Origin of the sequence: Streptomyces sp. MNU76 (assembly GCF_020982545.1) — a bacterium.
GTDB lineage: Bacteria > Actinomycetota > Actinomycetes > Streptomycetales > Streptomycetaceae > Streptomyces.
The window spans coordinates 342432-354981 of record NZ_JAJKLK010000007.1 but is presented as its reverse complement, the minus strand read 5'-3'; the positions used below and the strand labels follow the sequence as shown (position 1 = coordinate 354981).

The 12550-nt window shown below is 67.5% G+C and carries 14 protein-coding genes and 3 pseudogenes; 9 read left to right on the top strand and 8 right to left on the bottom strand.

Features of this window, described 5'->3' with window-relative positions:
• Positions 1-4 precede the first annotated feature (4 nt).
• Positions 5-472: a DUF6194 family protein gene (locus tag E4N62_RS19585; protein WP_230216079.1), complete on the bottom strand. Its 468-nt coding sequence runs from the start codon at positions 470-472 to the stop codon at positions 5-7.
• Positions 473-504: 32 nt separating this feature from the next.
• Here E4N62_RS19585 and E4N62_RS19580 point away from each other — a divergent pair.
• Both E4N62_RS19580 and E4N62_RS48780 read left to right on the top strand, forming a co-directional pair.
• Positions 505-1297, top strand: a pseudogene (locus E4N62_RS19580) (MerR family transcriptional regulator).
• 11 nt (positions 1298-1308) lie between these two features.
• Positions 1309-1617: a hypothetical protein gene (locus E4N62_RS48780; protein WP_230216344.1), complete on the top strand. Its 309-nt coding sequence runs from the start codon at positions 1309-1311 to the stop codon at positions 1615-1617.
• A gap of 92 nt (positions 1618-1709) precedes the next feature.
• On the opposite strand, the pseudogene E4N62_RS48775 reads toward E4N62_RS48780, so the two are convergent.
• The 3 genes and pseudogenes from E4N62_RS48775 to E4N62_RS19560 all read right to left on the bottom strand — a co-directional run.
• A pseudogene (locus E4N62_RS48775) lies at positions 1710-1829 on the bottom strand (hypothetical protein); the annotation flags it as partial.
• Between the two features lie 8 nt (positions 1830-1837).
• Positions 1838-4324 (bottom strand): tyrosine-type recombinase/integrase, encoded by a 2487-nt coding sequence (locus tag E4N62_RS19565; RefSeq protein ID WP_230216077.1) that lies wholly within the window; start codon positions 4322-4324, stop codon positions 1838-1840.
• On the bottom strand, positions 4324-5475 hold the full coding sequence (locus E4N62_RS19560) for a site-specific integrase (RefSeq protein ID WP_230216075.1): 1152 nt from the start codon (positions 5473-5475) through the stop codon (positions 4324-4326). The genes E4N62_RS19565 and E4N62_RS19560 overlap by 1 nt, the downstream gene beginning before the upstream one ends.
• Positions 5476-5651: 176 nt before the next feature.
• On the opposite strand from E4N62_RS19560, the gene E4N62_RS19555 reads away from it, so the two are divergent.
• The 3 genes and pseudogenes from E4N62_RS19555 to E4N62_RS19545 form a co-directional block, all read left to right on the top strand.
• The gene (locus E4N62_RS19555; RefSeq protein ID WP_230216073.1) at positions 5652-6017 is read left to right on the top strand and encodes a MerR family transcriptional regulator; all 366 of its coding nucleotides are present in this window, start codon (positions 5652-5654) and stop codon (positions 6015-6017) included.
• A gap of 46 nt (positions 6018-6063) precedes the next feature.
• Entirely contained in the window at positions 6064-7080 is a 1017-nt protein-coding gene (locus E4N62_RS19550; RefSeq protein ID WP_230216071.1) for an NADPH:quinone oxidoreductase family protein, read from the top strand.
• A 9-nt stretch (positions 7081-7089) separates the two neighbouring features.
• A pseudogene (locus E4N62_RS19545) lies at positions 7090-7203 on the top strand (IS481 family transposase); the annotation flags it as partial.
• 2 nt (positions 7204-7205) lie between these two features.
• Here the strand turns inward: E4N62_RS19545 and E4N62_RS19540 are convergent.
• A complete protein-coding gene (locus E4N62_RS19540) occupies positions 7206-7679 on the bottom strand; it encodes a DNA-binding protein (RefSeq protein ID WP_230216069.1) in 474 nt (157 codons plus the stop codon).
• A gap of 135 nt (positions 7680-7814) precedes the next feature.
• Between E4N62_RS19540 and E4N62_RS19535 the strand changes: the two genes are divergently transcribed.
• Together E4N62_RS19535 and E4N62_RS19530 are read left to right on the top strand one after the other, a co-directional pair.
• Positions 7815-8318, top strand: a complete 504-nt coding sequence (locus E4N62_RS19535; RefSeq protein WP_230216067.1) for a hypothetical protein — start codon at positions 7815-7817, stop codon at positions 8316-8318.
• Between the two features lie 67 nt (positions 8319-8385).
• Positions 8386-9261, top strand: a complete 876-nt coding sequence (locus E4N62_RS19530) for a hypothetical protein (RefSeq protein WP_230216065.1) — start codon at positions 8386-8388, stop codon at positions 9259-9261.
• 40 nt (positions 9262-9301) lie between these two features.
• On the opposite strand, the gene E4N62_RS19525 is transcribed toward E4N62_RS19530, so the two are convergent.
• Positions 9302-9514 (bottom strand): hypothetical protein, encoded by a 213-nt coding sequence (locus tag E4N62_RS19525; protein WP_230216063.1) that lies wholly within the window; start codon positions 9512-9514, stop codon positions 9302-9304.
• A gap of 244 nt (positions 9515-9758) precedes the next feature.
• A complete protein-coding gene (locus tag E4N62_RS19520) occupies positions 9759-10175 on the bottom strand; it encodes an ATP-binding protein (RefSeq protein ID WP_230216061.1) in 417 nt (138 codons plus the stop codon).
• A gap of 179 nt (positions 10176-10354) precedes the next feature.
• Here E4N62_RS19520 and E4N62_RS19515 point away from each other — a divergent pair, with 179 nt between their 5' ends.
• Positions 10355-11224 (top strand): helix-turn-helix transcriptional regulator, encoded by an 870-nt coding sequence (locus tag E4N62_RS19515; RefSeq protein ID WP_230216059.1) that lies wholly within the window; start codon positions 10355-10357, stop codon positions 11222-11224.
• Positions 11221-11421, top strand: coding sequence for a DUF397 domain-containing protein (locus E4N62_RS19510; RefSeq protein ID WP_230216057.1), 201 nt, complete (start codon positions 11221-11223; stop codon positions 11419-11421). Before E4N62_RS19515 ends, E4N62_RS19510 begins: the two co-directional genes overlap by 4 nt.
• A 126-nt stretch (positions 11422-11547) precedes the next feature.
• Here E4N62_RS19510 and E4N62_RS19505 read toward each other — a convergent pair whose 3' ends face one another.
• Positions 11548-12129: a hypothetical protein gene (locus E4N62_RS19505; protein ID WP_230216055.1), complete on the bottom strand. Its 582-nt coding sequence runs from the start codon at positions 12127-12129 to the stop codon at positions 11548-11550.
• Positions 12130-12550: the final 421 nt, after the last annotated feature.

Below are 12550 nucleotides of genomic sequence, written 5' to 3'. Positions count from 1 at the left end.
CGCATCAGGCAGGTCCTGGTTCGTTTCGCCGTGCGAGCCGCGCACGAGCAGCCTCGTGAGCGCTGCGCAGTAGCTGCATGACCGTGTCCGTCGTCCTCTCACCGGGATTGATGACGGAGATCCAGCTGAGCGTGCCGTATACCGGATGCGGCATCAAACTGTCGGCGGCCGCGTAGTCACGAGGACGGCTGATGCTGCGCGGCTCCTCTCCAGTGAGCTCCTGGAACATCGCGCGGTCGATGTGGACGTTCACGCGCCAGCGGCCCGGAGGGTCCAGGTCGGAAGCATCGTCGTCGGGGTAGTTCTTGGTGACGATCGTCCCGTAGGGCTGAACGTTCTTGGGCATCTGGCCGTCGGGGGCGTAGTAGAAGAACGCGTCCCCCCAGGCGAGTTCAGGGAAGTCGCTTCCCGGTTCCGGGATAAGCACAAGTGCGCCGTCGAGGCCTCGCACGGTCGCGATGATCTGTTCCATACTCATGGTTCAAGCATTACCTTCAAGTGCTTATGTGGGGTTTGCCGGTGGACGAGACCACGAGCGGTTGGCGACGAGTACCGCTGAGAACAGTCGATGTCGCCAGAGAGTCGGGGTACTCGGTGCAACAGGTTCGCGACCTGGAGCGGCTGGGAGTCATTCCCCCCAGCCGCTCGATCGAGCAACGGTTACCGCTCATACACATCAGCTCACGTGCATGCTCTTCGCGCCTATCGCGGACTCGCCGGTGCTGTTGGGCCTGTCGCAGCCCGGCAGATGCTCGCGGCGCTGCGGACGGAGTCGATCGCGGCGGCAGCCTCGGCGGTCAGCGCGGTGCACGTTCGGCTCGCGCGGGAACGGGACGAGGCTCTGCGTGCTCAACAAGCGTTGCGTGCGATCCAGGGTGAGACGAACACACCCGAGTTCGAGCAGGAGAGCGACGCGATGACGATCACGCAGCTGGCCGCAGCGCTCGACGTCCGTCCCTCAACCCTGCGGTTCTGGGAGCAGGAAGGACTCGTCATCCCCGAGCGAGTGACGTCACTGCGGGCACGTCGTTACGTGCTTTCAGCGATCAGAGCGGCCCGAATCGTCGCGGCCCTCCGCGGCACCGGTTACGGCATTCCCGCAGTACGCGACATCATGGGCTCCCTGCACCAGCTCGACGGCCTGGGAGAGACCCAACGCATCCTGCAACAACGTCTCGACCAGATCGCCATGCGGACCGTGGCACTACTCCGAGCGGGCGCAGACTTGGCAGCCGTTGTCACGTCCGCTCAGGAACCGCCGATCGCCCGAGAGCCCCCGGACCGCCTCGCGTGCTGACGATCGGGTCGGTGACTGACTCAGCCGCGCTGGTTCAGAGCTCTGGTCAGATCCCGGTTGGCCTCCCTCGCGGCACCGAGATCGGACCGGGCCTCCTCCAGCGCGGAGGTCAGTTCGACATTGTGCTGCTCCAGCCTCGTGATCTTCCGCTGGAGCTCGTCGATGTCCGCTGGGGCTCCGAGCCCGGACTCCTGCCATGCCTGAGCTCCCAGCGCCTGCGACAGCCGCTTCTCCAGCTGCTGGACGCGAGCGGCCAGGCGGGTGTTGCGGGCCTGGGCGTTGGCGAGGTCGGCCTGGAGCGAGGCCCGGCTGACCGGTGAGCCGCGGCCGGGTCCTGGGCTGCCGGTTCGAGTTCTGCAGCGTGGACGATTTCGAGCAGGTCGCGATGGCGGTAGAGGAAGCTGCGGTCAACTCCGGCTTGCCGGGCGATGGCCGAGACGCTGATCGGGGTGCCGTTCTTCGCGGCGTTCCTGACCGCTGTGGCCACCCGCTGGCGGCGGCGCTCGGAGTTGGCCTGACGGCCGTCTCGCATGGTGGGGCTCATGGGAGTCTCCAGGGACGGACGTCGGGCATGGGCTGGGCGATTCGCGGCATGCCGAGCATGACAGTGCGGCTGCGGCGTACCACCGCGACGGCTTCCTCGATCTGGGAGCGTTCCTCGGGTGAGAGGTCGTCGAGGTCGGCCTTGACCCGGTTGATCAGGCGGCGGACCCGGCGGATCTCTTCCTCGGAGGGCACCGCTTCACTGCGGGCCCAGTCGTCGGCCTCGAAGGCTGACATCAGCCGTTCTCGGCTGCGGAGCAGGTCATCGAGGTATCGCTCCAGGTCGGGAAGGTAGGAGGCGTCGGTGCGGAAGTGGTCGCAGCCGACGCAGCGGAAGCGGAGCGGGCAGCTCTGTCCGCCGGCCGCGACGTTGTGGGGCTCCAGGCAGATGCCGTAGGCCGTGGCGACCTCTCCGATGGCTCGCCGCACGTGCTCGGAGTCGAGCAGGCCCTGGGCCTTGCGCCAGACACGGGTGCCGTGCCGGTCGAACTGCAGGGCGGTGACGCGGTCGACGGCTTCGCGCCGTCGTTCCTGGTTGACGCGGTAATAGGACTGTGTGGTGGAGAGTTCGCGATGGTCCATCAAATCCTTGAGGACATCGGGTGCGATGCCGGCGTCGGCGTGCCGTTGTGCGTAGCTGTGCCGGTAGGCGTAGGGGAAGATTTTGGACTTGTCGAACGGCAGCAGCCGCGTGACGTGCTTCCCGTCGAGCTCGACGACGACCGGGATCATGATGTCGGGCAGTGCGTCGACCCATGCCCGGTGCTGGTCCCCGATCGTGCCGATGGACTTCTTCCCTTCGGGGTTGGCCACGGGGCTCGGCAGGAGTCTGAGCATGCTGGTCGGGGTGTCGGGGAACCGTTCGCGGACCCGTTTCTGCTGTTCGGTGATGATGGCGGCGGTCGCCTTGGCGATCGGCAGGCGTCGGCCGAGCCGGTAGTTCTTGTGGTTGTCGTAGAGCAGGATGAGGGAGTCGTCGGGGTCCGTGGTCAGGCAGTCCCAGGGGAGCTTGGCGATCTCGTCGGGCCGTCGTCCGGTGTCGATCAGCAGCTCGGTGGCGACACGGATCTCGCGGTAGCTGGTCTTTTCCAACAGGTCCAGGTTGTCGCAGAGTTCGCGCATCACCTCGTCCGGCAGGTCCTTGCCGGCCTCGGTGTCTTCGGGCTCGTCCGGGATGTCCTGCACGGACAGTGCGAAGCCCGCGGGGAGCCCGTCGAGTATCTCGCCGTGGGCGGTCAGGCCCAGGACGCGGATCCTGTTGAGGATCTGCCGGACGGCCCGGATCACGTGGACCCGGTGGTAGGCCCCGAACACGCCGGTCTCGGTGAGGAAGGCGATCCGGGTGCAGAAGTTGTCGATGTCGGTGCGGCTGAGAAGCCGCGGCTGGTGTCCGCCGTCCTCACGCTGCAGCCGCAGGGACTCCGAGAGTCTTTCCATGCCCCGGATCGTGTTCTGCAGGGAGGAGGCGACGTGCTGGCCGCGGCGCCGCGGAAGTTCGTCGTAGGCCCATACCTTGACCGCTTCCCGGAAGGCCTTCTGGTGGATCTTGGTGAAGTTGAGCGTGCCGCTGTGTCCGAAGACAACGAGGTCCCAGATGTCCTTGAGGCGTTCGGTCTCCGGAGTCGTCCCCAGTCGGCGCAGGGCGGTCCGGGCGCCTCGGATGATCATTCCGAGGTCGTCGATCAGGCCCACGCGGTCCAGGTCCGCGTCTTCGAGTGTTTCCAGACTCGGTATCTGGAGTAGGCGTACTCGGTCGCAGATCGTGCGGAACCGGTGGTCGCGCGTCTTCACTTCGCGCGCGGTGCGGACCTGGAGGCTGTAGAGGAGCTCGGCGACGAGCCGGTCGGGCAGGCCGCGCAGGCTGATCTCCCGGTCCACTGCCACCGCGGGCGTCGTGCGGCGCCATTTGTCTTCGTCACCGTCGAAGGTTCCGCGCTTGCGCTCGATGCTGAGTCGTGCGGCGTGCACGTCGCAGTAGAGGTTGCCCTCTCGGCTGCGGGTCCGGTAGCAGGAGGCGACGTGGCAGGGGCCGATGGCCGGCAGCGGATGCAAGTTCGGGCGGCTGAGGAAGTCCTCCATGGTCAGATCGCTCGATCTCGCCCAGTGGTACTGGTGCGCGGGACACAGCCTGGCGGCGACCGAACGGCGTGGACGTTCGCACTGCGGCACTTCGCAGAGCTTCTGGCCGATGCTGCGGAGCCGGCCCGTTCGGCCCTGGGCGGTGAAGTCCTCCAGGGACAGCCCGGACTGCCTCCAGCGGTTCATGCAGCCGACGCATATCGGCTCACCGAGCGGGGTGCCCTTCATGCACCCGGGGATCTCGCAGTCCGGCATCCCCAGCACCGGGTGGCTGTTGGGATAGCGGGCGACTCGCACCTCCCAGTCCCAGCTCAGAAGGCTCAGGAAGGCGGCGTCCAGCGCGTCGATGATCTCGCTGGTCCGCAGGTCCTGCAGTTCACGGGCCAGAGGCAGAGGCGTCGTCATCAGCTCTCCTCCAGGCCGCGGCGGCCTCGCGGTGAGGGGACACGTTCGATCGCCTCACGCAGCCGGGACCGGTCAGGTATCAGATAGGGCCGCGGTGACTCCGGGTGATCCTGTCCGAGCAGGGCCTGCACCTCGTCCAGCGTGCCGCCGGCGTCCGAGACGTTGCTGCCGAACGCACGGCGGGCCATGTGCGGGCCCACCTTCCGCGACAGCTTCGCCCGGTTGCCCAGGCGCTCGAACAGCTCGCCCATCGCGTCGGGCGTCATGGGGGTGCCCAGCGGTTCACGGAACAGGTTCACCAGCAGGAAGTCGCTGCCGCCGGTTCCGAGGATCTGCTGGCGCTCGTCGATGTACTGGTCGAAGGCCTGGACGACGAGGAAGTCCACCGGCTGGGTCCACGCCTTCTTCGACTTCGACCAAGCTCCGTTGTGGTTGTCCCGACGCCGAACGTGCAGGTGAGGGCCTTCGTAGTCACAGCCCAACGCCTTTGAGACCGGCAACAGATGGCAGTCGCTGCGGCGAAGGCCCGCCACCTGGCCGCGGCGTAGTCCGACCCGGCCGTGCAGCAGCACGACCAGCCGGTCCCGTGCGTTGCGGCACTCAAGGAACATTGCCACCAGTTCGTCGTCGGTGGCCCGGTCCACATCCGCCTCCGGCTCCTGCACCCGATGCCGGGCCCGCAGCCGGTAGGAAAGCCCCGCGTCTTCGCCCTGGGCTTCCAGCGGCAGGTCCCGGCTGTCGGCCAGCTCATAGATCTGCCCCAGCACCGACCGGGGCGCCTCACCGACCGACACGGCGTATGACAGCAGCCCGCGCACCGCGGTCAGCACCCCGTTCATCCGCCGTTCCCTCCGGGCCGGATCGGCCCCGGGCCCCAGCACCATCGGGGCCGGTTCGCCGTCCGGCGTCGACGGCGTGTACTTCAGCCAAACCATGAACAGGCCCAAGTCCCGGGCCGCCTGCGGCCACTGCCTCCCGGTCCGTTTGCACCACAACAGGTACAGGGCCACGCCACCGGCGTACGCCTTCGTCGTCAGCTCGGCCCGGCTCCGGCCGAACCGCAAGAACCTCAGCCACTGGTCAGCGACCGGCACCACCTGAAGGTCGTCGTCCACGACCGTCCAGTACCGCACCCCAGACGGCAACTCCACAGGAAAGGCCCTCAATGCAACTCCATGATCCGACGGTTGATGCAACAACCCGCCACAGAGCCACAACCCCCAAGAACGAGTCTCAGAAGATCAACTTAGCCTCCTCCTGCAACAACACACCACGCAGGTCAGCACCCCAGAGAAGATCGCGGTGCTCCTGGACGTTGGCTACAGGTATGAAGATCAGCGAGGCTTCCAGAGTCAGCGGGGTGAGTGCGCGGTCGCTGCGGCACTACGAGGACGAGGGCTTGATCGTCCCTGGTCGTTTCAGCAATGGGTTCCGTGACTACTGCCAGTCCACGATCGATCGGGTGCTCGTCATACGGTCGCTGCTGGAGTCCGGGCTGCCCGTGAGGTTGATCAGGGAAGTCCTGCCCAGCCTCGCTGACGGATCCGATGTCGGCACCGAGGTGGTGTGTGCGGAGTTCCTGCACGAGGTGCAGGGCTATCGCGATCGGATCGCTGCTCGTATCGCCGTTCTCAGCGATCAGCGGACGGCACTCGACGCCTACCTGAGAGAGGCCCGCTGTGCTGCTCTCTGACGGCCGCTTGACCTTGACGTAAGTGTGAGGTTCCTACGGTCGGCTCATGGAGATCAACGAGCAGCACAACGCCGCCGAGCAGACCGCGCGAGCATTGGTCCAGCACTCGCACCGAGGGCCGAAGGACCTGACTCTCACGACGAATCACCGCCACCCTGCCCCCGGGCCCGGCGAGTACCTGATCCGCGTCGGCGCGGCCGGGGTCAACTTCGCCGATGTCATGCAGACCTACGGCACCTACGGAGGAGGTCCGCAGGCACCGTACGTGGCGGGCTTTGAGGCGGCCGGTGAGATCGTGGGGGTCGGCCCGGACGTCGAGAATCCGCTGCCGCTCGGCACCCATGTCGTCGGAGCCGGACCGGGCGCCTTCGCGCAGTACATGACGATGCCGACCATGGGCGTGCTTCCCGTGCCGTCCGGCTGGAACGATGCCCAGGCTCTCGGTCTGGTGCTGAACTGGGCCACCGCGTTGGCGGCACTGAAGCCGTTGGGCGAGATCAAGACGGGTGAGGCGGTGCTCGTTCATGCCGCGGCCGGCGGCGTCGGGCAGGCTGCCGTGCACCTCGCCCGCCACTACGGTGCGCGGGTGATCGCCGCGGCCTCACCGCAGAAGCACGACACCGTCAAAGCCCTCGGCGCCGACGAGGTGCTGGACAGTCGGCGCCCCGATCTGGCTGAGGAGATCACCCGCCTGACCGGCGGGGTCGACCTGGTCCTGGAATCGGTGGGCCAGGCCACGTTCGAGGCCAGCCTGTCCGTCACCAAGCCCTTCACCGGACGCATCGTCGTGTTCGGAGCCGCTTCCGGTGACGCCACTCTGACCACGCACGACCTGGTCTTCACCCACCAGGTTCAGATCAAGGGCCTGCACATCGGTGCGCTGGCGGTCGCGGCCCCGTCCATCTACCAGTCGTTGCTCGTCGAGATCGACGCTCTCATCGCCCACGGCGTCTACCAGCCCGGCACCCCCCATGTGCATCCCCTGGCCGAAGGACCGGCAGTGCTCCAGCAACTCGAAGCGGGCCGGACCCTGGGCAAGCTGGCCCTCGATCCCTGGCGCTAGGAACGCCCTGTGCTTCACCGCAATGCTCCGTTGCCCCTTGAGGGACGACTTCGGCTCGTGCAGCGCTCGCAGTACCGTCCGATCGCTCATGTGGCGGCCGAGATCGGCATCTCCCGTGCCTGCGGCTAGCCATCCGTCCTCTCCGTACGGCTCGCCAGGCGTTCGTAGCGCTGCCTCGCCGCCTGGGGAGTCTGGAGCCCCAGGCCGAAGGCGATCTCCGGCCAGGTCATGCCCCTGCCCCGGGCCATCTCCAGGAGCCCGACCTCCAGTTCGTCCATCTCGCCACGGGCGAGGGGAATGAGGGTGAGGGCGGCGGCGATGTCCGCGCGGTCGACCTCGTCCTCCCCGTCGTCGAGGAGCGCGGCGCCGCTGAGCAGGAACGACACCAGCCGGATCGCCTCGTGGGGCCCGAGCACATGCGGATGGGTCTGGCGCCGGCGCTGCTCGTCCGTGGCCGCGTGGCGCTCCGCGATCCGGAACAGGGAAGCGGGGACGCGCTGAGCCCGCGCCTCGTCAGCGCTCGGTGGTGTGAACGGGTCTGTGGGGTCTGTGGGGTTGGCGGTGTCGGAGGGCTGTTGTGGAGTGTTCGGCGGCGTCATGGGTCCAGCGTCGAAGGCAAACAACCTGTTGTCAACGCCTTGTTGCTTGGAACTTGAAAATAAAACACGTGCGCGAAGGTCCGTGGGTTGATCTGATGGCTGTCGACCAACAAGGCTCAATCAACGGGGAATTACATGCGTATACGTACGACGGCGGCCTCCGCCGCTCTGGCCGGCCTGCTCGCTCTCGGCGCGGCGGTCCCGGCGCATTCCGACGACGACGGCAGCACGCAGGAGACCGCCAACACCTACAGCCTCGAAACCGAGGCCACCGGCGCGGCCGCCGCGGGCGTGGGCGCGTTCGTGACGGGCGGCGACAACGTCCACTTCTCACACACGGTGGCCGGAGCGGTCAACGCGCACGGCTGGTGGAAGCGCATCAGCGGCCCGGCGACCAAGGCCAAGGTCACCGTGGACATCCAGGTGAAGTCGGGGACCGGCTGGCGCACGCTGAACACGGGCACCAAGACGGTGTACTCCGGCGGCGGCAGCGCCAAGCGGGCGTCGGCCGCCTGGAAGTGCACGAACCTGATCCAGCGGAACTCCTTCCGCAGCGTCGTCGACGTCGACCTGGTCGGCTATCCGGACGACTCCAACAAGAAGATCACCGCCACGCAGACGCTGTACTGTGGCACGTGATGAAGAGCTGACAGCGGCGCCGGAGGAGAAATCCCCCGGCGCCGCGTGTTTTCCGGGAGCGCTCGCGATGTCCCCGACGGAGATCCCCCCGACCGGGGTGTTGCCGACCGAGATCCCCCCGACCCTGATCGTGGGTCTGCACGGCACCCTCCAGCGGCATCCCTGGCTGGACCGTGTGGTGGAGCGGGATCCCGAGAGTTCCGTCGAGGAGGACGTCCTCGGTCTCGCGATCGACCGGGCGGGTGCCTACGGCTGGCAGACCGTCAGCCGGTGGCTGAGCGAGGAGGGCCGGGTCACGGCCCACCACGAGCCCACCGCGTGGGCCCACGAGGAGGTCGGCGGCGACTGGACCCACGACGGCCGGGTGCACCAACTGGGCTGGCTCCAGGCCGGAGTTCTCCCCGACGCCGTACGCCCTAGGCTCCCCGTACGGCCGATCGCCCTGCTGCTGTCCGAGACGCTGGCCCGGGTGGGGGAGGTGACGTTCACCGGCCTGCACGCGCTGTTGCCGCTGCGCCCCGGCGAGCGCGACACCGCCTTCCACCAGACCGAGTTGGCACCGTGGTTCGGCCTCGCCGATCCCGACGCCCGCCACGAGGTGGTGGTGACTGTCTCCTGCCGCCCCACCGAGTGCGCGATGACCGAGGACGACGTCGTGGCCGTGCGCGACGCGGTGCGGGACATGGCACAGGACTCCGTGACGGACGTCTCCGTGGCGGACGCATCCGCGACGGCAGGCCGCTTGCAGGGACTGGAACTCGACCTCGACCGTGTCCTGCACACCCAGGGGATGCGTGGGGTGGCGCGGTTCGGCTGCCGTACCCGTGAGTGGTCACCGGACATCGCCGTGTGGCTGGTGGAGATGGTCGCCGACGGGCTGCGCGCGGCCGGGCTGTCGGCTCAGCTGGTGATCACGGTGTCCCTGGAACGAATGACGGTGTAGCTCCGGACTTCGGCGTACCGGAGCCACCTCGTCGTCGGCCTCAGTCCTGGCTGTTCCGCCGGGCCGCCCCCGCCGCCTTCCGGGCCGCGCGGTGACGTTTGGCCAGCCGCATCGAGTGCAGGCACGAGACCCCGTCCCGTCGGCACGCGTCCACGCAGGCCACGGCATGGTCCAGCCACTCGCTGAACGTGGCCAGGACGGGATCGGAGGGCGGGGCGGACCCCTCTGCTCGTTCTGTCGTTCCGTCGGTCATGCCGTACGTCCCTCCCCCAGGTACGCCGTGACATACGCCCGCACGAGGCATCCCTCGTCGGCTTCATCCGCGTGCGGTCCATCCATGAGTACGGCCCGCACGGGCGCCGCTCTCATCGGACGCCTCTCCCAACAGGGTTCGCGCGCCGGGAACGGCAACCACCGGCCGTACGTGGCCCGATACCGTTCCGCGCGGGCCGCCCAACGCCGCCACCGCGCGCGGTACGGGCTCAACACCGCCGCGCTCACCGTACTGCCCGCCCCGGGATCACGAAGTACGCCCACACGCACTTGGTGAAGGGCCGCGCCTCATGGCCCCACCGTTCGGAGAGCGCGTCGACCAGGACGAGTCCACGGCCGCCGTCCCGTTCGGCGTCCCCGCCGCGCTGTGTCGGCACCTTCCCCTTGTCCGGATCCGACACCTCGACCAGTACGCCGCAGCCTCGGACCGACACCACCACCTCGACCTCCGCGAGGGTCACCCGGCAGTGCCGGACCGCGTTGGTCACGAGTTCCGTGGCCACGGTGGTGACGTCATGGGCGAGTTCACCGTCGAGCGCCCAGTCCTTGAGGATCCGCCGCACGCGGGCGCGGGCTTCGGGGACGTGTCTTCCACGCTTGGGGATACGGAAGGAGTCGCGACGTGGGGTGAGAGCGGGCATGGCGAATGGACCCCCTGACGTGCAGGCAAGTTCACGCCCTGTAGCGGTGCGTGCACGAGGAGATTGGATCCTCAATCGCCTACGGCTGCAACTGAAAGAACCTCATGCATGCGAATTTTCCCTCTTGAGGTTGGCGAGGACCCCTAGAGTTGAGGCGGTTCAGACCGAGAGGGGACGCGATGCCCGCAGGGGGACGGCCGACGGTGCGCAGTAGGCGGCTCGGTGCCGCGCTCAGGCGTTACCGACAGGCCGCCAAGCTCGACCAGTTGGCGGCTGCTGAGGTACTCGGGGTGGATCCGGCCCGAGTCAGCCGCATAGAGAGCGGACTCGTGACGGCGCGCATCCTGGAGATCCGCGTGCTGCTGAATGCCTACGGCGAGGACGATCCAGAAGTCCGCAGCAAGCTGGAGGACTTGGCCAAGAGGTCGAAGCATCGTGGTTGGTGGCTCGAACACGCGGCTCACCTGCGGCCGGACTATCTGGACCACATCTCGCTGGAGGATGACGCTACGTACATCCGAGTGTGGGCGCAGGCGCTGGTGCCGGGCTTGCTGCAGACGCCCGCCTACGCGGAGGCCGTCATCACGGCCAGCCCCAGTTACGTTGCGCCGGAACGCGTCGGGCAGATGGTCAAAGTGCGTGCGGCGAGGCAGGCGAAGATCGAGGAGGGTGGAGCGGCGTACACGGCCATCATTTGGGAGCCCGTGGTCATCCACCCCTTGGTGCCCGCCGAAATCCACCGGGAGCAGCTGGAGCAGATTCTTGAGGTCGGGCACAGGAAGAACGTGACTGTTCAGGTCCTCCCGTTGAGCGCGGGCACGCTGGCCGGAGAAGTCTCCGCGTTCGCCTCGTTCAGTTTCGATGAGGCGGCGATGGTGGAGGCGGTGACGCTGGAGAACCTGCGGGGCACGTCGATCCTCGAAGCACCTGAGGATCTCGCCGCTTACACGCTCGCCTTCGACCAACTACGATCGGTGGCGTTGACACCGGATGCGAGCGCGCAGCTCATTCGGCGCGCACTACAGAGAAGCAAGGACGACGCGTCGTGACTCCTGAGCTCATAGGCCCGTTTCGGAAGTCTTCGTACTCCGGAGGACAGGGTGACTGCGTCGAGGTCGCTGTCACTGTCACTGGCGGCCGTGCTGTCCGCGACAGCAAGAACCCCCACGGACCTCTCCTTCACATCTCGCCCACCGGATGGCACGCCTTTATCGGCGGCGTGGCCGGAACGGCCGTCCCGCGCTGACTATCATGGAAAAGGTCATCCCGTAGGGATACCCCCGTGCCGGAACCCCGGCTCGATTACGGCGAGCCGGGGTTTCCGATGCTGCGGGTGGGAGGCTATCCCTATCCGTGGTCGAAATCGGTTGCGTCAGTGGTGCTCGTACGAGTCGATCACGCGGAAGCTGGCCGCAGTGTTGTTTCCGCCGATGTTTGTCCCGGGGATCGAGGAGTTGAAGGTGTGAGCGCCGACCGGGGTGACGATGGGTCCGGTGCAGTCCACCGTGGGAAAGAATTCGACGGTCTTGCGACTGTCGTTTCGGACGCTGAAGGTGGCCGTTTGGGGGGTCTTGAGGACGGTGAAGCAGAACCCCGGCTCGGCAGGGTAGGGGCGGTCGCTGACGAGAATCAGGCCGTCGTCGTCGCGGTTTCTCCGGTTCTCGCCTCGGAAGTCCTCCCGGCCCTCGCCCCCGTTGCCGCCTCGCCCTTCGTGCCCCTTGGACGGCCTCGAACTGTCGCCGCGCCCGGCGTCGGCCGGCGCGTTGGCCGCGTTCGAGCCGGCCTCCGTGCCCGTTCCGTTGCCGCCACGCGGGGCGACGGGTGCGGCGTCCTGGACGATCGAGGCGGACTTGGGGGTCGACTCCAGGGCGGAGCTGGCGTAGGTGACACCGGTGGCGGCCGCGACTGCCACGCCGACGGAGGCGGCGATCACTGTGATCTTACGAGTGCGCAATGCACTTCCCCTTCTCTTCGTTCTCGTCGACAGGACCTGCCGACGAGAACGAACGTAATGACGGCCATTTCCGCTGTCATTTCGAAGAGGGCTGGGGTGGGGCCGGAAAAGAGGCCGAACGGCCGCATGAATGGTCGCCCTGACGGGTGACGATCGGCGTGCCTGACGCACCATCAAAATATGGCGATGAGCTGGTATTTCGAATTCTGGTGCGATCTACACTCGCGCACGCTGACACGTAGTCACCCTCTTGGAGTCGCCGGGACGTACCCCGCTCCCTGATTCCACGTCAGGTCGCGGCCTGAAGCGCACCTGACGGTTCCTCAAAGGTCGGAAATTGCCTGCCCGGAGGGCAATGCGCCCTGCCGCGTGAAATCCGTCGCCGAGAAGTGATCGCGACGGCGTGTCGCACCCTCGTGCG